Annotated in this window: 18 protein-coding genes; 9 read left to right on the top strand and 9 right to left on the bottom strand. The window is 63.2% G+C overall.

Annotated elements, in window-relative coordinates:
• Window positions 1-47 precede the first annotated feature (47 nt).
• A complete protein-coding gene (locus HU764_RS18985) occupies window positions 48-974 on the top strand; it encodes a DMT family transporter (protein WP_027593131.1) in 927 nt (308 codons plus the stop codon).
• 133 nt (window positions 975-1,107) lie between these two features.
• On the opposite strand, the gene HU764_RS18980 is transcribed toward HU764_RS18985, so the two are convergent.
• Complete coding sequence (locus HU764_RS18980) at window positions 1,108-2,289, bottom strand: MFS transporter (RefSeq protein WP_186703661.1); 1,182 nt, start codon at window positions 2,287-2,289, stop codon at window positions 1,108-1,110.
• Window positions 2,290-2,395: 106 nt separating this feature from the next.
• On the opposite strand from HU764_RS18980, the gene ptrR reads away from it, so the two are divergent.
• Both ptrR and HU764_RS27875 read left to right on the top strand, forming a co-directional pair.
• Window positions 2,396-3,289 carry a putrescine utilization regulator PtrR gene (gene ptrR, locus HU764_RS18975; protein ID WP_186681922.1) on the top strand — a complete coding sequence of 298 codons (894 nt, stop codon included), beginning with the start codon at window positions 2,396-2,398 and terminating at the stop codon, window positions 3,287-3,289.
• Between the two features lie 124 nt (window positions 3,290-3,413).
• The gene (locus tag HU764_RS27875) at window positions 3,414-3,542 is read left to right on the top strand and encodes a PA1414 family protein (RefSeq protein WP_256214945.1); all 129 of its coding nucleotides are present in this window, start codon (window positions 3,414-3,416) and stop codon (window positions 3,540-3,542) included.
• Between the two features lie 78 nt (window positions 3,543-3,620).
• On the opposite strand, the gene HU764_RS18970 is transcribed toward HU764_RS27875, so the two are convergent.
• Together HU764_RS18970 and speB are read right to left on the bottom strand one after the other, a co-directional pair.
• Window positions 3,621-5,000, bottom strand: a complete 1,380-nt coding sequence (locus HU764_RS18970; RefSeq protein ID WP_027593128.1) for a sodium:solute symporter family protein — start codon at window positions 4,998-5,000, stop codon at window positions 3,621-3,623.
• 154 nt (window positions 5,001-5,154) lie between these two features.
• Window positions 5,155-6,105, bottom strand: coding sequence for an agmatinase (gene speB / locus HU764_RS18965; protein WP_027593127.1), 951 nt, complete (start codon window positions 6,103-6,105; stop codon window positions 5,155-5,157).
• A 224-nt stretch (window positions 6,106-6,329) separates the two neighbouring features.
• Here speB and HU764_RS18960 point away from each other — a divergent pair, with 224 nt between their 5' ends.
• From HU764_RS18960 to HU764_RS18950, 3 genes are all read left to right on the top strand, one after another.
• Window positions 6,330-7,223 (top strand): LysR family transcriptional regulator, encoded by an 894-nt coding sequence (locus HU764_RS18960; protein WP_027593126.1) that lies wholly within the window; start codon window positions 6,330-6,332, stop codon window positions 7,221-7,223.
• 136 nt (window positions 7,224-7,359) lie between these two features.
• Window positions 7,360-8,925: a methyl-accepting chemotaxis protein gene (locus HU764_RS18955; RefSeq protein WP_186703660.1), complete on the top strand. Its 1,566-nt coding sequence runs from the start codon at window positions 7,360-7,362 to the stop codon at window positions 8,923-8,925.
• 75 nt (window positions 8,926-9,000) lie between these two features.
• On the top strand, window positions 9,001-9,600 hold the full coding sequence (locus HU764_RS18950) for a tRNA-uridine aminocarboxypropyltransferase (protein ID WP_186681916.1): 600 nt from the start codon (window positions 9,001-9,003) through the stop codon (window positions 9,598-9,600).
• Between the two features lie 75 nt (window positions 9,601-9,675).
• Here HU764_RS18950 and HU764_RS18945 read toward each other — a convergent pair whose 3' ends face one another.
• The 3 genes from HU764_RS18945 to HU764_RS18935 all read right to left on the bottom strand — a co-directional run bounded on the left by HU764_RS18945 (window position 9,676) and on the right by HU764_RS18935 (window position 12,387).
• On the bottom strand, window positions 9,676-11,049 hold the full coding sequence (locus HU764_RS18945; protein WP_099454995.1) for a TolC family outer membrane protein: 1,374 nt from the start codon (window positions 11,047-11,049) through the stop codon (window positions 9,676-9,678).
• 380 nt (window positions 11,050-11,429) lie between these two features.
• Window positions 11,430-11,792, bottom strand: coding sequence for a YbaN family protein (locus tag HU764_RS18940; RefSeq protein ID WP_027593122.1), 363 nt, complete (start codon window positions 11,790-11,792; stop codon window positions 11,430-11,432).
• A 7-nt stretch (window positions 11,793-11,799) separates the two neighbouring features.
• The gene (locus tag HU764_RS18935; protein WP_010955200.1) at window positions 11,800-12,387 is read right to left on the bottom strand and encodes a YecA/YgfB family protein; all 588 of its coding nucleotides are present in this window, start codon (window positions 12,385-12,387) and stop codon (window positions 11,800-11,802) included.
• 246 nt (window positions 12,388-12,633) lie between these two features.
• Between HU764_RS18935 and recQ the strand changes: the two genes are divergently transcribed.
• Complete coding sequence (gene recQ / locus HU764_RS18930; protein ID WP_085272475.1) at window positions 12,634-14,778, top strand: DNA helicase RecQ; 2,145 nt, start codon at window positions 12,634-12,636, stop codon at window positions 14,776-14,778.
• A gap of 150 nt (window positions 14,779-14,928) precedes the next feature.
• Window positions 14,929-15,366 carry a MarR family transcriptional regulator gene (locus HU764_RS18925; protein ID WP_027593119.1) on the top strand — a complete coding sequence of 146 codons (438 nt, stop codon included), beginning with the start codon at window positions 14,929-14,931 and terminating at the stop codon, window positions 15,364-15,366.
• 162 nt (window positions 15,367-15,528) lie between these two features.
• On the opposite strand, the gene HU764_RS18920 is transcribed toward HU764_RS18925, so the two are convergent.
• Complete coding sequence (locus tag HU764_RS18920) at window positions 15,529-17,715, bottom strand: patatin-like phospholipase family protein (protein WP_186703659.1); 2,187 nt, start codon at window positions 17,713-17,715, stop codon at window positions 15,529-15,531.
• A 67-nt stretch (window positions 17,716-17,782) separates the two neighbouring features.
• Here HU764_RS18920 and HU764_RS18915 point away from each other — a divergent pair, with 67 nt between their 5' ends.
• Window positions 17,783-18,064 (top strand): Rdx family protein, encoded by a 282-nt coding sequence (locus HU764_RS18915; RefSeq protein WP_027593117.1) that lies wholly within the window; start codon window positions 17,783-17,785, stop codon window positions 18,062-18,064.
• On the opposite strand, the gene HU764_RS18910 is transcribed toward HU764_RS18915, so the two are convergent.
• Both HU764_RS18910 and HU764_RS18905 read right to left on the bottom strand, forming a co-directional pair.
• Window positions 18,065-18,955 (bottom strand): DMT family transporter, encoded by an 891-nt coding sequence (locus tag HU764_RS18910; protein WP_186681912.1) that lies wholly within the window; start codon window positions 18,953-18,955, stop codon window positions 18,065-18,067. It abuts the gene before it with no gap.
• 164 nt (window positions 18,956-19,119) lie between these two features.
• Entirely contained in the window at window positions 19,120-19,893 is a 774-nt protein-coding gene (locus HU764_RS18905) for a helix-turn-helix domain-containing protein (RefSeq protein ID WP_186703658.1), read from the bottom strand.
• Window positions 19,894-19,989: the final 96 nt, after the last annotated feature.

Genomic DNA, 19,989 nt, shown 5'->3' with positions numbered 1-19,989 from the left:
GACTGCCGAGCTGATCCCATGCCAATGATTACCCCAAAGGCCCGCCGATGAGCGCGGCCCGGAAGAACCCCGACGCCTTCGCTTTCCAGGTCATGCTTGGGTTGTGCCTGATCTGGGGCTGCCAGCAAGTGCTGATCAAGACGGCTGCCGTCGACATCGCCCCGGTCATGCAGGCCGCCTTGCGCAACTGCATCGCCGCTGTGCTGGTGGGCCTGATGATCTGCTGGCGCGGTGGTTGGGAGCAGGTGGGCAGCACTTGGCGCGCCGGGCTGTTGGCGGGTGGGTTGTTTGGTGTCGAATTTCTGTTCATCGCTGAAGGGTTGAAGCTGACGTCGGCAGCGCACATGTCGGTCTTCCTCTACACGGCACCCGTTTTCACGGCGTTGGGCCTGCACTTCATGCTGCCCAGTGAGCGGCTGCGGCTGCTGCAGTGGCTGGGGATCTTGCTGGCCTTCGGTGGGATTGCCACCGCGTTTGCCGGTGGCATGTCGTTTGAAGAGATGGACAGCCGCACGTTGCTGGGCGATGCCTTTGGCGTTGTGGCGGGGTTGGCCTGGGGTGCGACGACGGTGGTGGTGCGCTGTTCCCGGCTTTCGGAAGCACCGGCGACCTTGACCCTGTTCTATCAGTTGGCAGTGGGCTTTGCCGGGCTGCTGCTGATTGCCTTGCTCAGCGGCCAGATCGGCGCGGTGTCGCTGACGCCTTTGGCGGTGGGCAGTGTGCTGTTCCAGGGGGTCGTGGTGTCGTTTGTCAGCTACCTGACGTGGTTCTGGTTATTGCGCAAATACCTGGCGTCGAACCTCGCGGTGTTTTCGTTCATCACGCCGCTGTTCGGCGTCACGTTCGGCGTGCTGCTGCTGGATGAGCCGCTGAGCGTGAACTTTGTACTTGGCGCGGTGATGGTGTTGCTTGGCGTAGTGCTGGTGAGCGCCGAGCCTTGGGTGAAGCAGCAATTGCGCAAATGGGTGGGGTGATAGCCGCTGCCCTAGGCTTCACTGACCGTCAACCGAAACCCCTGTAGGAGCAGCCTTGCGCTGCGAAGAGGCCAGTGACAACAACGTAGATGCTCGCTGCTGCCACTGGCCTCTTCGCAGCGCAAGGCTGCTCCTACACGGATTGCGCAGTGGTTGAAGGGGCCGCCAGGCAGCTGGGGTTGGCATGGGCTGCAGTCAGCACCAACACCCCGGCCACTGCCAAGCCGCTCGCAGCCAGCATCAATGCCAACTCCAGGCTCCCCGTGTAATGGTTGCTGACTGCCGCCAACAGCGGCCCGCTGAGTTGCCCGAGCGCAAAGCACGCAGTGAGCAGCCCGGCATTACGCTGCGTCGCGTGTGGCGCCAGCTCCCGCGAGCGCTGCATCACCAGCTGCATGCAGGCCAAGAACGGCGCGCCGCACAGCACCACACCCAACCCCAAGCCAAGGCCACCGCCCATCAGGCATGCCAGCACGCCGAGCCCTTGCAGCCACAGGGTGGCGGTCAGCCAGGCAGAGGTCCGGCCGGCCCGGCGCACGCTCACCAGCAGCACGCCCAGCGCGGCTGCCAGGCCAAAGGCCGGCCAGAACAGGTCGGCCATCCACTGGCCGTGAAACTGCTGGTTGGCCATCTGTGACAAGAAGGTGGCCGGCAGGATGTAACCGACGCCGTACAAGGCATAGACCAGCCCAAGGCGCGCAATCCCGGCATTGCCTACCCTACCGGGCTGCGCAGTGGCCGGGTGCACGGTTTGCGCTTGCGCCTGCGGCAACCAGGGCCGTACGGCCAACAGCATCATCAGCGCCGCCACCGCGTAGATCAGCCACAGCGCTGCCGAACCCAGCCCCAGCCCATGCGCCACCAGTGCCAGCAGCCCGGTAACGGCGATCCCCAGGCCCGGCCCGGCAAACACCAAGGCGCCCAAGCGTGGTTGATGGTGTGCATTGGCAGCCTGCTGGCTGAGGCTGGTGATCATCACCAATACCCAGGCGCTGGCCACGCCGGTGCCGAAGCGCAACAGCAGGTGGCTCCAGAAGCCATCGGCGGCCCACGAGGCCAAGGTCAACAGCACGCACAGCCATAGGCCACCCTGTAGGCGCAGGCGTACCTGGGCAGGCTTGCGAGCGAACATGCCATCCACCGCACCGATGAAGTAACCCAGGTAATTGGCCGCTGCGACCAGCCCGGCGGCCGTGAGGTCGAACTGGCCTTCGGCAATCAGTTGCGGCAGTTGTGGGGTCAGGGCGAAGCGGCCGATGCCCATGGCCATCATCAGGGCCACGGCGCTGGCCAGCAGTTGTATACGGGGCGACATGGAAGGGCTCCTGCACGTTGGTAAGCGATGGATGGCAGGTTAGGGGGGTATCGCGTTCAATGAAATTGAATAATGATGATGAAGTTGTTCTGTTTTGGAGAAAGGTATGGAGTTCAGCCAACTGCGCATCTTCCAGGCGGTGGCCGAGGAAGGTTCGGTCACACGCGCCGCCGAGCGCCTGCATCGGGTGCCGTCGAACTTGTCGACGCGCCTACGCCAGCTCGAAGAGCAATTGGGTGTGGAGCTGTTTCTGCGCGAGCGCCAGCGCCTGCAATTGTCGCCCGCGGGCAAGGTGCTGCTGGACTACGCTAATCGCTTGTCGGCGCTACGTGACGAGGCGATGGCGGCCGTGCAAGGTGGCCAGCCGGCTGGGGAGTTTGTGCTGGGCACCATGTACAGCACCGCAGCCACCCACCTGCCAGCGTTGCTGGCGCATTATCACCAGGCGTACCCGGCGGTGAACCTGCAGGTGCGTGCAGCGCCCAGCGGTGAGCTGTTCGAGGGCTTGCTCAGCCATGGCCTGGACGCGGCCTTGGTAGATGGCCCGCCAAGCCTGGCCGGGCTGGACGGTGTGCCGCTGTGCGACGAACAGCTGGTGCTGATCACCAGCCCTGAACACCCGCCCGTGCACACGGCAAAAGACGTGGCAGGCAAAGCGGTGTTCACCTTCCGCCAGGGCTGTTCATACCGGATGCGCCTTGAGGCCTGGTACGCCCACGCCCATACGCCGATGGGCCGGGTGATGGAGATCGAGTCGTACCAGAGCATGCTGGCCTGTGTGATTGCCGGCGCAGGTGTGGCCATGATGGCGCAATCCATGCTCGACAGCCTGCCTGGGCGCGACCGGGTGCGGGTCCACCGGCTGCAGGCACCCTTCGATCAGGCGGTCACGTGGTTGATGTGGCGCCAGGGCATGCGCGGGGCAAATTTGCAGGCCTGGATCGATCTGCAACAAAGCGAAACGATTAACCAATCGTCGGAATGCGCCGTTCAGGCTTGATCCGCGTCAAAATGGCCCTTATCTCTAAGACCAGATGCATGCGCAATACAGGACATCGGGCTATGATCTGTATGAAACATCACTGGATTGATTGACCGTGAGGCTGACCCGTCAAGGGGGCACTATGAAGAAACCACTGTTCAACTGGCTCCACGACTTGGCTGTCGCACTGGGGTTGATTCCACCCCCCCTGCAGCCGGTGCCGATCCCGACTGATGAAGAGCAGCGCAAGCGCCAACCGCGCCGTCGCTGAAATGACAAAGGCCGCCGCATCATTGCTGATGCTGCGGCTTTTTTGTTGCGGTTAATCGTCTGTATGGCCTAGTGCGTATCAGGCCAGCTTGACTGCTGCCATCGATTTACGCGACATCAGGCTGACTGCGACAAAGCTCACCAAGCCAACTGCCAGGCTGTAGTAGATCGGCGTGTTGGCTTCCAGCCCATCCTTGAACATGAACAGCAGCGCAGTAGCGAAGCCCAGCGACATGCTGGCGATGGCGCCTGCGGTGGTTGCGCGTTTCCAGAAGATCGCACCAATCAGCGGGATCAGCATGCCGCCGACCAGCAGGTTGTAGGCCAGGGTCAGGGCGTTGATTACATCGTTCACCACCAAGGCGATACCCAGTACCACCAGGCCGGTCAGCAGGGTGAACAGGCGGCTGATGGCCAGGCTCGACTGCTTGCCGCCGCGCAGTTTGGGCAGCAGGTCTTCAGTCAGGGTGGTGGACGCGGCCAGCAGGCCAGCGCTGGCGGTCGACATCATGGCTGCCAGGGCCGCCGCCATCAGCAGGCCACGAATGCCATCGGGCAGGGTGCTCTTGATCATCTCCGCAAAGGCATTGTTTGGGTTGGCCAGGTCGGGCATCAGTACGTGCGCGGCCATGCCGATCAGGGCGCAGGCCAGGCCGTACACCACGCAGTAGACGCCTGCGGTGGTACCGGCACGTTGGCAGACCTTCTCGTCACGGGCAGTGAATACGCGCTGCCAGATGTCTTGGCCGATGAGGATGCCGAAGAAGTAGATCAGGAAGTAGGTGATGATGGTGTCCCAACCGATGGTGGTCAGCTGGAAGCTGGCCGCAGGCAGTTTGGCCACCAAGGTGTCCCAGCCACCGGCCTTGTACAGGCATACCGGCAACAGGATGAACATCAGGCCGACGGTCTTGATGACGAACTGGACGATGTCGGTCAGGGTCAGCGACCACATGCCACCGATGGTCGAGTACAGCACCACCACGCCACCGCCGAGCATCAGCGACATCCAGAACGGCAGCTCGAGCAGCACTTGCAGCACGGTCGCCATGGCCAGGGTCGAGGTCACGCCGATCATCAGCGCGTACGCCAGCATGATCGCCGCACTGGCCTGGCGTGCCATCGGGTTGTAGCGCCGCTCCAGAACCTGGGTCACGGTGTAGATGCGCAGGCGCAGCAGCGGTTTGGCGAGGAACAGGTTGAGGGCGATGATGCCCAGGCCCAGGGCTGCGCACAGCCAGAAGCCAGAAATGCCGTGGACATAGCCCAGGCGCACAGTGCCGACGGTGGAGGCGCCGCCGAGTACGGTAGTGGCCATGGTGCCCATGTACAGGGTCGGGCCGAGGTTGCGTCCGGCCACCAGGTAGTCTTCCTGGGTTTTTGCCCGACGCATGCCATACCAGCCAAGCCCGAGCATGCCGGCGGTATAGATCATTACAACGATGATGTCCAAGGCCATTGGGGGTCTCCCGATTATCTTTATTATGGCGAGATCGACCGCACGGGCTTAGCGCCACCCGGCGGTCTAGTCTTGTGTTGGCGGGCCTCAGTGGCCCTCCCTCATGGCTCCTGCCGGGGTATTGCAGTCAAGCGGTGCCGTGCTATCGCCAGGATCAGCGACGCACGACGCCCGGCAGCACGCAGAGCATCTCGAACAGCAGGTTGGCGCCGAGCAGCGAGGTGTTGCCGGTGGTGTCGTAAGGCGGGGAGACTTCGACGAGGTCACAGCCGATCAGGTCCAGGCCGTGGCAGCCGCGAATGATCTCCATCGCTTGGATCGTGGTCAAGCCTCCAATTTCAGGCGTGCCGGTGCCAGGGGCCCAAGCGGGGTCGATACCGTCGATGTCGAACGACAGGTAAACCGGGCCGCCGCCGACTTTTTCACGGACTTCGGCCATCAGCGGTTCCAGCGATTTGTGCCAGCATTCCTCGGCCTGCACCACGCGGAAGCCCTGGCGACGGCTCCAGTTGAAGTCGTCGGCGGTGTAGCCCTGGGCGCGCAGGCCGATCTGCACCACGCGGTCACAGTCGAGCAGGCCCTCTTCCACGGCGCGGCGGAAGGTAGTGCCGTGGGCGATCTTCTCGCCGAACATGTGGTCGTTGACGTCGGCGTGGGCATCGATGTGCACCAGGCCGATCTTGCCGTGCTTTTTATGCAGGGCGCGCAGGATCGGCAGGGTGATGGTGTGGTCGCCGCCCAGGGTCATCGGGATAACGTTGTGCTCGACGATTTCGTCGTAGGCTTCTTCGATGATGCGCACGGCATCGAGCAGGTTGAAGGTGTTGATGGCCACGTCACCGATGTCGGCGACCGACAGCGAGTCGAATGGCGCAGCCCCGGTGGCCATGTTGTACGGGCGGATCATCACCGACTCGGCGCGGATCTGACGCGGGCCGAAGCGGGTGCCGGAGCGCAGCGAAGTGCCGATGTCCAGGGGCACGCCGATGAATGCGGCATCCAGGCCGGCGGCGCTTTGCAGGTGGGGGAGACGGAGCATGGTGGCGATGCCGCCGAAACGCGGCATTTCGTTGCCGCCCAGTGGTTGGTGGAGAGTCTTGTCCACGGTGGGCCTCATCAGTCGGTCGATTGTTGTGTTTGTTCGAACCTGTGCCGCGGCGCGCCTGTGTAGTCTGGTTGTGCCGGCGGGCAGGACATTTCGGCCGAGTTTGCGCAAGGTAGTGCGTAGGAAGAATCGCTACCGGCAAATACTTACTTCAGGAATTTCTGAACTAATGCCCGCGCAACCGGTTAGACTTCACGCATTTACTGTTGCGGAACCGTTGCACCATGACCTCGACCCTGCCCGATCTGAAACTCCTGCGCATCTTCGTCAGCGTGGTGCGTCACCAGGGCTTCGCCAACGCCCAGCGTGATTTGAACCTGTCGACGTCAGCCATCAGCACGTACATGAGCCAGCTGGAGGGCGGGCTGGGGATTGTGCTGTGTCACCGTGGTCGCGGCGGTTTCAGCCTCACCAGCAAGGGCGAGCTGTTTCATCAGGAGAGCCTGCGCTTGCTGGCCGAGCTGGATGGCTTTGAGCAATATGCCGCGGCCCTCAAGGGTGAATTGCGCGGCACGCTCAACCTGGGCGTGATCGACTCCACCGTGGGTGACCGCGCGCTGCCTCTGGCCGAAGCCATCGGCGCCTACAGCCAGGAGCACCCGGCGGTGCACTTGCACCTGTCGGTGTCCAGCCCGTACGAACTGCAATTGGGTGTACAGGACAACCGCCTCGACCTGGCCATCGGGGCGTTTTCTTCGCGCATGAGCGGCCTGGTTTACCAGCCGCTGTACCGTGAGCAGCACTGGCTGTACTGCAGCAGCCGCCATCCGTTGTTCAACGAGCGGCGCATCCCTGAGCAGGTGGTGACCCAGCAGCGCATGGTCGGGCGCGGCTACTGGAGCCAGGCAGAGCTGGCCCGGCATGGCTTCAAGCACAGTGCGGCGACGGTGGAAAGCATGGAGGCGCAGCTGATCCTGATTCTCTCGGGTGCCTACATTGGCTACCTGCCAGAGCATTACGCCCAGGCTTGGGTGGAGAAGGGCGATCTACGGGTGTTGTCGCCGTCTACCTTCGGCTATCAGGCACCCTTTTCGTTGATCATTCGTCGTGGCCGCAGCCGCGAGCCGTTGATTCAGACGTTCCGTGACCTGCTTAAAAGCCAGCTCAACGTGGGCTGATACACAGCCTGTTCATGCATTCCGTCGGGACGGGCTCAATTCCTACAGAACTTGACCGCTAACCTGATAGCGCTCTGCTAAACATCAACTTGCGCTGATGATTCCTCCCTATTTCATCCTGCAAGGATCGCCCAAGATGCGCATGAATTTGCCCGTCACTGAGCACGAAAGAACCTTCTCCAGCGATCAACGCCTGATCTCCACGACGGACCTCAACAGCCGCATCACCTACTGCAATGACGCCTTCGTGGCGATCAGCGGTTTTACCTACGACGAACTGGTCGGCCAGACCCACAACCTGGTGCGTCACCCCGACATGCCCCCGGCGGTGTTCGGGCACATGTGGGACACCATCAAGCAAGGCAAACCCTGGATGGGCGTGGTCAAGAACCGCGCCAAAAACGGTGATTACTATTGGGTCAGCGCTTACGTCACCCCGGTGTATGAGCAGGGCAGGGTCAGTGGCTATGAGTCGGTGCGTTCAGTGCCGACGCGTGAGCAGATTCGCCGTGCCGAAGCGCTTTACTCGCGCTTGCGTGCCGGCCGTTCGCCGGTGTCGTGGGCGGCGCGGCTAGGGCATGCATTGGGGCACGGCTGGCCACTGATCGGCGCGGGCCTGCTGTCGGCGGCAAGCTACCTGTGGCTGCCGCCCTACGCGGCCCTGGGGGTGCTGATGACCAGCCTGTTGCTGACCTGGTACCTGGTCGAGCATCACCACAGCCAGGCCATTCGGCGCACACTTGGCGAGCACCCGAAAGCCTTCACCAGCCCGTTGGTGGCATTGACCTACAGCGACAACCTGGGCCTACAGGGCCAATTGGACATGGCCATCATCAGCGAAGAGGCCCGTTTGCAAACCGCCTTGACCCGCCTGGTGGATGCCGGCGTTGGGGTGAAGTCGCGGGCGGCGCAGTCGGCTGACCTGTCCGACGCCCAGGCGCAGATGCTTGACCGCCAGCGCAACGAAACCGACCAGTCCGCCACGGCCATCGCGCAGATGGCGGCGACTATCCAGGAGGTTACCCACAACGTGCAAAGCACTGCCCATGCGGCAGGCGATGCCGACCAGTTGGCGCAGCAAGGCAGTGAGTTGGCCCAGCAGAGTCTCAAGGCCATGGGCAGCATGAGCGATGCGGTCAACGACATCGGGCAGGCGGTCAACGCGTTGGCTGAGCAGACCCAGTCGATCGGTAGCGTGGTCGATACGATCACCTCGATTGCCGAGCAAACCAACCTGCTTGCGCTCAATGCCGCGATCGAAGCAGCGCGCGCCGGGGAGCAGGGGCGCGGCTTTGCCGTGGTGGCCGATGAGGTCCGCTCTTTGGCCCAGCGCACCCGTGCCTCGACCGAGGAGATCCACCAGATCATCGCCTCGTTGCGGGCAGGGGCAGAGCGGGCGGTGAGCACGGCCAGCCGCGGCGAGCAGATTTCGCGCGACAGCGTACACAGTGTCGAAGCGGTGCAAGCGGCGTTGACCGGTATCGCCCAGGCGGTCAGCCGGATTACCGGTATGAGCCAGCAGATGGCGACCGCCTCTGAGCAGCAAAGCCATGTTGCCGAGGATATCAATCAGCAGATCGTGAGGATTGCACAGCTGTGTGATCAGAGCGCCGGGCAGGCCAGGCAAGGGGCGGAAATCAGCCAGGACCTGGAGCGTATGGCGGAGTATCTGCATAGCTTGGCGGAGCGTTTCAACCGCTGATGTTCGGCGTATCCCACAAGGAAGTGGGGCTTTTCTGCAGGGCTATGGCACACTGCGCCCGGTAAGGAGAAGCCGATGCCCAGACCCCGCTGCGAGCGCTGCCAGCGCCCGCTCGACCACTGCCTTTGCCCACTGATACCCTCGCTCGACAGCCGCACCCGCGTGGTTCTGCTGCAGCACCCCAGTGAAAGCTCGCACGCCCTGAATACCGCCCGCCTGGCCGCCCTTGGCCTGGTCAATGCCCAATTGCGCGTTGGCGAGGTGTTCGACGACCTCGTTGAATTGCTGCAGACGCCAGGCTACCGGCCGGCGCTGCTGTTCCCGGGTGAGCATGCCCAGGTGCTGACGGCTTATGGTGAGGTGGATGACAGGCCCTTGCTGTTGATCGTGCCCGACGGTACCTGGCGCAAGGCACGCAAGCTGCTGTACCTGAATCCTTTGCTGGAGGCCCTGCCGCGTGTGACGCTGGGGGCGGTCGCGCCTTCGCGCTACCGGTTGCGCAAGGCGCCGGAGCCGGGGGCATTGTCGACCCTTGAGGCGGTGGTGGAGGCGCTGAACGTGCTGGAGCAACCTGTCAGCTTCGATGCATTGCTCAAACCGTTCGAAGCCCTGATCGAGGGGCAGATCAAAGCCATGGGCGCCGAGACGTTCCAGCGCAATCACGGCACCCCATAAACGTGTAGGAGCAGCGCAAGGCTGCTCCTACACGTAAGGCGTATCAGCCAACAGTCAGGTTGCCCCGACTGTTGATCAACGCATCTCAGGCAGCTGTGCGTCGGTCTTCACCTCATTGCTGGCGATGGCTTCTGGCGGCAGCGAAATACGCTGCTTGCTCAACAGCTCACCCATGGTTGCCAACACGCGGTACATCGAGAATTCCTCGGTGTAACGTACTTCGGTGTAACGACGGTCGGCGTTGTACAGCTCGTTCTCACTGTCGAGCACGTCGAGCAGGGTGCGTTGGCCAAGGCCGAACTGATCCTGGTAAGCCGCGCGCACGCGCTTGGTGGTTTCGGCGTATTCACGCGCAGTCGGGGTCTGCTTGCGTGCGTTGTTCATGGCGTTCCAGGCCAGGCTCAGGTTCTCGGTCAGTTCGCGCAGCGCGTTGTTGCGGATGTCCAGGGCCTGGTTGATCTTGTGGGCATCGGACTGCAGGCGGGCCTTGTCGCTGCCGCCGCGGAACACGTTGTAGTTCAGCTCGACACCGGCCTGCCAATCGTTGTTGCTGTGGCCCTTCTCACCGCCAAGGTTGTTGTTGGCACCCGTGGCCAGCACAGCGTCCAGGCGTGGGTAGAAGGTCGACTTGGCCACTTCGTACTGCCGCTCGGCCGCATTGACGTCGGCCTGGGCGGACTTGATGTAAGGGTTGTTCTGGCGCATGGCTTCCCGGGCATCGTCGAGGGTGCCAGGAATTTCAACCTTGATCGATTGCGGCCCTTCCAGTTCATCGGGGTGTTTGCCGATGACGCTGAAGAAGTTGGCCTCGGCATCGGCCAGGTCGACTTCGGCGGTGTCCAGGTTGTTCTCCGCCAAGGCACGGCGGGCGCGGGACTGATCGAGGTCGGCGGTGCTGCCGACACCGCGCTCGGTGCGCAGGCCGATCTGGTCGTTCACCCGCAGGTGGGCTTGCAGGTTGTTCTTGGCCAGCGTCACCAGCTCACGGCGCTTGAGCACTTCGAGGTAAACCTCCACTGCGCGCAGGGCAACATCCTGGGCGACCGCCTGGGTGTAGTAGGCGCGGGAGGTGGCGACCGCTTCGGTGCGGCCTACTTCGTTCGAGGTGTTGAAGCCATCGAACAGCATCTGCCGCAGGCGCAGCTCAGACTGGGTGTAGCTGAGGGTGGCCTTGTCATGGTTGCGCGTACCGTCTGGGTTGGTGCCGCGGGTATTGAGGTTGTCCGAACGCTGGCGGCCATAGCCTGCGACCAGGTCAACGGAAGGATAGTAGCCGCCACGCGCGAATTTCACGTCTTCATCGGCAGACAGCTTGCTGTTGCGGTTGGAGCTGATCTGCGGATGGTAGTCCACGGCGCTCTGAACAGCCTCGGTAATCGACATCGCCTGTACGTTGGCACACGCCATTGCCAACAGTAATGCACTGGTGATGGGGGTCAAAACGCGCATGGGTACCTCTCCCTGATCCTAAAATAAGTCCTGCTGGTCGCCAAAAAAATGACGATATAGTTATCATGCAAATCGTTTCAGGTTTTTAACAACAGAGCTAAGAACATTCAATCAAAGTGATAAGAAGATTTTCTCATAACAGATATTGATATTTGACTTATCAGGTCTAAGAGGGCGTGGGCGACGCTGAAGGGCCACCGAAATCAAAGCGGCTGAAAGTCTCGTTATACAAGGTTTACAGCGAGTTCCAGAACTTTTGTAGCTAAAAAAAAGGTTGGATAGGCGAAATAGATATTTGGCGACAAAAAAATGACGATCGAGGATTTAAGCCCGCTATGTGTTCACCAAGAGGGTGCTATTACTGGCGCACGCAGCATTGATCACTGCTTGCGCAGGGTCTTTTGCTTGAGGATATAGAGACTGACCAGCACCGCGCTGGTGAGCATGAACGCTCTAGCCCAGAACAGCGGTACCAAGTAGCACGACAGGCCAATGCTGGCCCACATCAGGCCGATGGCGTAAACCTTGCCTTTTAGTGGTATGCCTTCGCCACTGAGGTAATCACGGATCCACGGCCCGAGCTTCGGGTGATGGACCAGCCAGTAGTGAAAGCGAGGCGAGCTGCGCGCGAAACACGCCGCCGCCAATAGCAGAAAAGGGGTGGTGGGCAACACCGGCAGGAATATCCCCAGCACCCCCAGCGCAACGCTGAGCCAGCCGACGGCCAGCAGCAGGTAGCGCACAGCCGACTCAGTGGTGGCGAGGCTTGAGCAGCGCCGGCTTCTCGTCAGGGGCGTGCAGCAGCAGGAACAGCGCGCTGAGTGCTTCCGGGATTTGCACGATCATGTCGTCCTGCAGGTTGGCATTGCTGGCGATGTCGGCGAACTCTGGTTGCTCGTCGAACAGGCCCGAACCGACCATGATCGGCAGCAGCATCTCGCTGACTTCTTCTTCAGCGTTCTCGAACCAGGCCTCTTCACGCAGGAACACGCCCTCCATGAAGCCGATGCACCAGCCGCGCAGATCGGAATCGTCCGGCTCGTCGGTCAGGTCCAGGTCGCACGGCAGGTCGAATTCTTCGTCGCTGGCCAGTTGACGCGCGATATGCGCCTTCAGTGCCACCAGGGTCGCTTCGATCTCGGTGCGCTGGGCCTCGCTGGCGTAGTGGGGTTCTTCGGCGAACAGGGCGTCGATCCACTCGCGCTCCGGTACGTCCTCGGCATTGATCGACAGGGCCGTGAGGTAGCCGTGAGCGGCGACGTAGTCCAGCGCTTCTTCGTGCAGCTCGTCGGCGTCGAGGAAGGCTTGCAGGCGGGTGAGTTGCTCGGCGAAGGACATTACAGGGCTACCTTGGGGAATAAACGATACCGAATTCTAGCACCTTGCAGCGTTGGCGGGGCAAAGGGAACGTCTGTCACAGCGGCACCCTGCGTGGGTTAGCACTGGGGTATAATCCGCGATTTTTCATCCAGGGGCGGTCTTTGTCGGCCGTCTGGTAAAAACCGCTTACGCATTCGGCGTGTGCGGGGCGGGTTTTTCGTCCAGCCTGTCTCCAGGATGGTACGGCGATTTGTGGAGTTGCACATGCTCGAACAGGCTCAGCGCGTTCTCAAGGATATCTTCGGCTACGACAGTTTCCGTGGGCGCCAGGCAGCAATCATCGAATGCGTGGCCAACGGCGGCGATGCGCTGGTACTGATGCCCACCGGCGGCGGCAAGTCGCTGTGCTTCCAGGTGCCGGGGCTGCTGCGCCCAGGCCTGACCGTGGTGGTTTCGCCGCTGATTGCGTTGATGGACGACCAGGTCGCTACGCTCGACGAGCTTGGCGTGGCCGCGGCCGCACTCAACTCGACGCTGAGCGCCGAGCAGCAACGTGAGCTGGCCGGGCGCATGCGCCGCGGTGAGCTGAAGATGCTGTACCTGGCGCCTGAACGTCTGGTTCAGCCGCGCATGCTCGACTTCCTGCGCGACCTGGACATCTCGCTGTTCGCCATCGACGAGGCCCACTGCGTGTCGCAATGGGGCCACGATTTCCGTCCGGAATACCTGCAGTTGGGCCAACTGGCCGAGCTGTTCCCGCATGTGCCGCGCATCGCCCTGACCGCCACCGCCGACATGCGCACCCGCGAAGAGATCGTCCAGCGCCTGCACCTGCAGGGCGCCGAGCGTTTTCTTTCCAGTTTCGACCGGCCCAACATCTTCTACCGCATCGTGCCCAAGGAGGCGCCGCGCAAGCAGCTGATGGCCTTCCTCGGCGAGCGTCGCGGCAACGCAGGCATCGTCTACTGCCTGTCGCGCAAGAAGGTCGACGAGACCGCTGCCTTCCTCTGCGACCAGGGCTTCCCGGCACTGCCGTATCACGCCGGCCTGGCTGCCGAAACGCGATCCGCCAACCAGCACCGCTTCCTCAACGAGGAAGGCTTGATCATGGTCGCCACCATTGCCTTCGGCATGGGCATCGACAAGCCCAACGTGCGCTTTGTCGCCCACCTCGACCTGCCCAAGTCGCTCGAGGCCTATTACCAGGAGACCGGCCGTGCCGGCCGTGATGGCTTGCCGTCCGATGCCTGGATGGCCTACGGCCTGCAGGACATGGTGATGCTCAAGCAGATGCTGCAGAACTCCGAGGGCGACGAGCGCCACAAGCGCGTCGAGCAGCACAAGCTCGACGCCATGCTGGCCCTGTGTGAAGAAACCCGCTGCCGCCGCCAGTCGTTGCTGGCGTACTTCGACGAAACCCTTGAGCAGCCCTGCGGGCATTGCGACAACTGCATCGACCAAGTGCAGACCTGGGACGCCACCGAACCTGCTCGCCAGGCGCTGTCGGCCGTATTCCGTACCGGCCAGCGCTATGGTGTCGGGCACCTGGTGGACGTCCTGCTGGGCAAGGACACCGAGAAAGTGCGCAATTTCGGCCACGAGAAGCTTTCGGTGTTCGGTGTCGGCAAGTCGCTGGCCGAGGTCGAGTGGCGTTCGTTGTTCCGCCAGTTGGTCGCACGCGGCCTGGTAGATATCGACCTTGAAGGCTACGGGGGCCTGCGCCTTTCCGACAGCTGCCGGCCGCTGTTGCGCGGCGAGGTGACCTTGCAACTGCGCCGCGACCTCAAGCCGCAGACGGTGGCCAAGAGCGCTGGCAGCGGCGGCAGCCCGGCCAGCCAGTTGGTGCGTGCCGAAGAACGCGAGCTGTGGGAGGCGCTGCGTACCCTGCGGCGCAAGCTGGCCGAGGAGCACAGCGTGCCGCCTTACGTCATCTTCCCCGATTCGACGCTGCTCGAAATGCTGCGCAGCCAACCCGCCAGCCTCAGCGACATGGCCCAGGTCAGCGGCGTGGGTGCGCGCAAGCTGGAGCGCTACGGTCAGGCCTTTCTGGAGGTGCTCAACAACAGCGGTGGCACCGATGAGGCGCCCAAGGTGGTGCTCGACCTGCGCCACGAGCTGGTCAGCCTGGCGCGCGCGGGCATGACCCCCGCGCAGATCGCCGGCCAGCTCAATTGCAGCGAAAAGAACGTGTACAGCCTGCTGGCCGAGGCCATCGGTCGCCAGGAACTGAGCCTTGATCAGGCCCTCGACCTGCCGGAAGACCTGATGATGGAGGTGCAGGACGCCTTCCTCGACGGCGAAGGCGAGCTGCCGCCGGTGTCGACTATCGCGCCCTTGTTTGGGCCACGGGTACCGGAGGGGGTGCTGTATTGCATACGCGCAGCATTGGCCGCGGAGTTCGACGTTTAACAGCCGGCAGGTTCGAGGCCAGAACCGCCAACTGCTGACCTTTGTCATGCTTTTTGACGATTATCGAACACTGGCAAGCGCCCGAGCCTTGCCACGTGGTCCGGGGCATGGTTAGCTGCCTAATAATTAGATCTATTCAATGAGTTGCTTATGCCCCTGACCGACAACCAACACCGCTTCGGCATGCAGCTGGCCCAGATGTCCCGGGGCTGGCGTGCCGAGTTGGACCGCCGCTTGGCCGGGTTAAACCTGTCCCAGGCGCGCTGGCTGGTGTTGCTGCACCTGGCCCGTTTCGAAGAAGCACCGACCCAGCGTGAGCTGGCCCAGAGTGTGGGTGTCGAAGGCCCGACCCTGGCGCGCTTGCTCGACAGCCTGGAGGCGCAGGGCTTGGTGCGCAGGCAGGCAGTGCTTGAAGACCGGCGGGCGAAGAAGATTTTGCTGTGCCCACCGGCCAAGCCGCTGATCGAACAGATCGAGACCATTGCCAACGCGCTGCGGGTAGAGCTGTTCACCGGGGTGGATGAGGCGGACCTGGAAGTGTGCATGCGGGTGCATGCGAAGATTCTGGGTAACCTCGAAAAGTCCTGATTTCGGGGGCTGCTTTGCAGCCCATTCGCGGGACAAGTCGGATCGCCGCACCGCCGCTCCCACCCGAACTATGTAGCCTCCAAGGCTAGCGCCGCACCTGTGGGAGCGGCGGTGCGGCGATCCGACTTGTCCCGCGAATGGGCCGGATACGGCCCCATCGATTCAGAAGGTATGCCCCAGGTTCAGGTAAACCGCCTGCTCATGCGCACTGTTGGCCCCATAGCTCAGGTTCAACGGCCCCAACGGTGTCTCCAGCCCCAGGAAGATACTCGCCGCATTGATGTAGCCACTGTCGAACTCATTGTCGTTGTTCCACGCCCGCCCACGTTCCAGCGAGCCGCCGATGTACAACGGGAAGTCCAGCGGCACGTAGGCCCGTGGCGTCAGGCGGCGGTAATAGACCATGCGCAGCAAGCTGATGTTCTGCCCCGACACCGAGTCTTGGCGGAACCCTGACAGCTCCCGCGCGCCGCCCATCACGAAGCTTGAGGTCACCACCTCGGCATCATCCAATGTGCGCCCGTAGCGCCCGCCCAGCACCCAGGTATTCGGGCCACTGCTGATGGCCTTGTCCAGGTTGAACAGCCACTGGCGGTAGTCCTGGTCGGAGTCGAGCGATTTGTCGTACTTGCGCAGTGTCAGGCCGATGTCTTCGCCGCTGTGCGGGAAGTACACGTTGTCGAGGGTATCGAACGAGTACTTGAGCTCGTAGAACCCTTCATTGAAGCTGACCTTGGGCAGGTCCTGGTCACCGATACGCACTTCGGCTTCCCCCCAGGCCTTGCCCGCGCCAAGGCGCACTTCGCCATAGGTGCCGATCTGCCGGCCGAGGTTGAGGCCAAAACCATAACGTTCCAGGCGGTACTCGGCGATCGGGTCATTGTCCAGGGTCGCTTCGATGTTGCGCGAGCCTATGTCCAGGTAGGGCGCGACGAAGTAGCGCGAGCCCACATCCAGCGGCTGATAGAACTCGCTGTAAAGCTCTTGCTGGTCGCCGATTTGGGCGCGGGTCAGCCATTCGGCGCCCAGGCTGTTGATGCCGTTGACCCGGTAGCTGGCGCCGAGGTTGAAGGCGCTGTCGCCGCGCAGGTCATCCGACAGGTTCAGGCCCAGGCGCAAGTAGTCGGTGCCGCCGCGCCTGCCGCGGGCATTGATCACCAAGGTGTTGTCAGCGCCTTTGTGCACCACGCGGTACTGCACCCGGTCGAAGTAGTCCAGGCCATACAGCGTGCCCATGTCGGTCTGCAGGCGGTCGAGCTCCAGCGGCGCATCGATCGGCTGGCGGATATAGGAGCGGATCACGTCATCGCTGACCTTGGAGTCGTTTTCCACCCGGATCGCAGTGATCACCGGCGTGCGTTGACGCGGCGAGCGGGCAACGGCCAGGCTGCTGTCGCCCTCGGGCTGGCGCAACGCGGCCAGGCGCGGGTCGAGCAGGCGGGTGGCGCGGTAGCCGGCTTCGATCATCTCGCGGGCGCGGCCGAAGTCGGTCACGCCAAATGCGGCCAGCGTCGGCTGGATCAGGATGTCGTCGCGGTGCAGGCTGGCCAGTTGTTCTTCAGAGTTGCGCCGGGTCATCAGGGTGATCGACTGGTTCAGCACATCAACCACCGTGGCCAGTTGCTTGCGGTCACGCAGCGGCGTACCGATGTCGACCACGATAGCCAGGTCCACACCCATGTCGCGGGCCACATCCAGCGGGATGTTGTCGACCATGCCGCCATCCACCAGCAAGCGGCCATCCAGCTCGACCGGGGCGAACACCGCGGGGATCGACATGCTGGCGCGGATCACCTGGGGCAGGTGGCCGCGGCGGAACACCACCTTTTCGCCGCTGGCGATGTCGGTGGCCACCGCACGGAAGGGGATGGGCAGTTTGTCGAAGTCGCGGGTGTCGGCGGTATGAGCCAGCTTGCTTTCCAGCAGCAACGCCAGGTTCTGGCCCTGGATCACGCCCAGCGGCAGGCCCAGGCTGCCGTCGTCGCGAAAGCTCAGCTTCTGCTTGACCAGAAAATCACGGTCGTCCTGCTTGCGCCGGAACGGCACATCCTTGCGCGGGGGCGCATCCGACAAGGCCTGTTGCCAGTCCAGGGTAGTGGCTAGCTTTTCCAGTTCTTCGACGCTGTAACCCGAGGCGTACAGCCCGCCGATCACCGCCCCCATGCTGGTGCCCGCGATGGCGTCGATGTGCACGCCTTGTTCCTCCAGGGCCTTGAGCACGCCGATATGGGCCAGGCCGCGTGCCGCGCCGCCAGAGAGCACCAGGCCAACCTTGGGCCGTACCTGCTCGGCGGCATTGACCGTGGCAGCAACCAGCATCAGCAAAAAGCAGAACAGCGAACGGCGCATCGTGAGTCTCAAACCGTGGGCGAAAGACCGCTAGTATAAGCGGCCCCTTACCTGGAGATGCTTCGCAATGGCCATCAGCAAGCCTGAAATCGTCATCACGTATTGCACGCAGTGCCAGTGGCTGCTGCGCGCTGCCTGGCTGGCCCAAGAACTGCTCAGCACCTTTGCCGACGACCTTGGTCGGGTAGCACTGGAGCCGGGTACCGGTGGCATCTTCCGCATCACCTGTGATGGCGTGCAGATTTGGGAGCGCAAGGCCGACGGTGGGTTCCCGGAGGCCAAGGTGCTCAAGCAGCGGGTGCGTGACCAAATCGACCCGCAGCGCGACCTGGGCCACAACGATCGCTGATCAGGCGCCTTCGGCCAGCGGCCGTGGCTTTACGGGTTGTTCGGCTGCCAGGCGGCTGGACAGCACGATGGCGAAAATGATCAGCGCGCCACCCAGCAGCATGCGTACCGTGGGCGTTTCGGCGAACACGGCCCAGGCCACGGCGATGCCGTAGACCGGCTCCATGCCGAACACCACGGCAGCCGTGCGCGCCTTGATCACGGCCAGGCTGGCGACAAACAGGCTGTGGGCCACGCCCGTGCAGAAGACGCCGAGCAGGGCGATCCACAACCAGTCCATCGGCGTCACCGCGCCCAGCCCAGGTGCTGCGTACGGCAACAGGCAAAGGCTGACCACCAGGTTTTGCCACAGTGCTGCCTGCACGGCGGGCAAGCGGCCGGAGCCGGCGCGGTTGGTCAGCGACAGCAACGAGAACAACAGCCCCGACAGCAGCGCCCAGAGCAGGCCGCCAGTGGCCTCGCTGGCCAGGTCGAAGGCCGGTGTGACCAGCACCAGGCCGATGCTCACCAGCAGCACCAGCACGGCTTCGTTGCGGCGGATGCGTTCGCGGAACAGCAGGCCTTCGAGGATCACGGTAAAGGCTGGAAAGCTGGCGAAGCCCAGGGTGGCGATGGCCACGCCGCCCACCTTGACGGCGATGAAGAAGCTGACCCAGTGCCCCGCCAGCAGCACGCCGCCGAGCAGTAGGCGGCGCACATCCTGGCCACTGAGCCGGTGCCAGCCTTGGCGGGCAAAACTGGCGAACAGGGCCAGGGCCAGGACGGCAAAAACGGCGCGGCCGAAAACGATGATGGCCGGGCTGGCGCTGGCGGCCAGCTTGCCGAAGACGCCGGTAAGGCCGAAGAACAGCGCGCCAATGTGCAGGGCGCCTAGGGCTGTGCGGTGGTTCATGGTGGTCCTTGAGCAAGAGTATGTCAGTACTGGCGCTTTCGCGGGGCAAGCCCGCTCCCACAGGTACGGCGCAACCCCCGAAGCATGTGGGGGCGGGCTTGCCCCGCGAAAGGGCCAGTGCAGGCACAGTGTAAGTCTTCAGGCAGACCCGTTCTGTCGCCCATCTAGCGTCCGTTATCGCCAGACTCTCGCCGCAACGCCAAAGGCGTACAGCCAAACGCTCGCAACATCGCCGCCGAAAACGCACTCTGCGAGCTGTACCCCACACGCGCCGCAATCTCCCCCATTGGCAGCACCGTCTGCTCCACCAGATGCCGTGCCTTGAGCAAGCGCCGCTGGCGCATGTAGTCCATCGGCGTCATCGCGCATTCGGCAATAAAGCGTGCATGCAGGCGAGCAGTGGACAGCCCGGCCAGGCGTGCCAGGTCGGCGACCTGCAACGGGTAGGCAGCATGTTGCTCGATATGCGCATCGAACGCCGCATAAGGCAGGCGCTGGCTGGCCCTGATGCTGGCGGCTGCCGGCGGGGTAAGGCTGGCCAACAGCAGCGCCGCGCCTTGGCGGGCGATCAGCGGGTCGCCCATGGGGCTGGCCGCCAGCCAGTCCACCAGCTGCTGCTGGCGAGCGTCCAAGCTCAAGGCCGCGGGACGATCGAGCAGCCGGCGGCTGGCATCGGCATGCTCGCCCAGTTGCTCGCGCAACCACTGCTCCCCAGGCACGTCCAGCACCAGGCAGTCGCTGCCAGCGCCGCTGGAGCAGGTGTGATGTGCGCCGGCTGGCACCACCATCAGGCCCTGACGATCAACCCGTGCTCCCTGGCCCTGGACCTCAAATTCCAAGCGGCCGCTCAGGCCGAACACCAGTTGCGGATATTCGTGGCTGTGGGTGATCAAGCTGTCTCGGTAACGACGCAGCGAAAGGATCGGGCCGGTGGTCATGGGGAGTCCTCGCAGGGCATAAGCGCATTGTGCCTCATTCACTGCAAACCATCATTCGTAACCCTTTTGCCACCGCACTGTCATCCGTGCCTGCCA

Origin of the sequence: Pseudomonas kermanshahensis (assembly GCF_014269205.2) — a bacterium.
Classification (GTDB): domain Bacteria; phylum Pseudomonadota; class Gammaproteobacteria; order Pseudomonadales; family Pseudomonadaceae; genus Aquipseudomonas; species Aquipseudomonas kermanshahensis.
The sequence above is the reverse complement of the archived record's forward strand: the minus strand, read 5'-3'. Positions and strand labels throughout refer to the sequence as shown.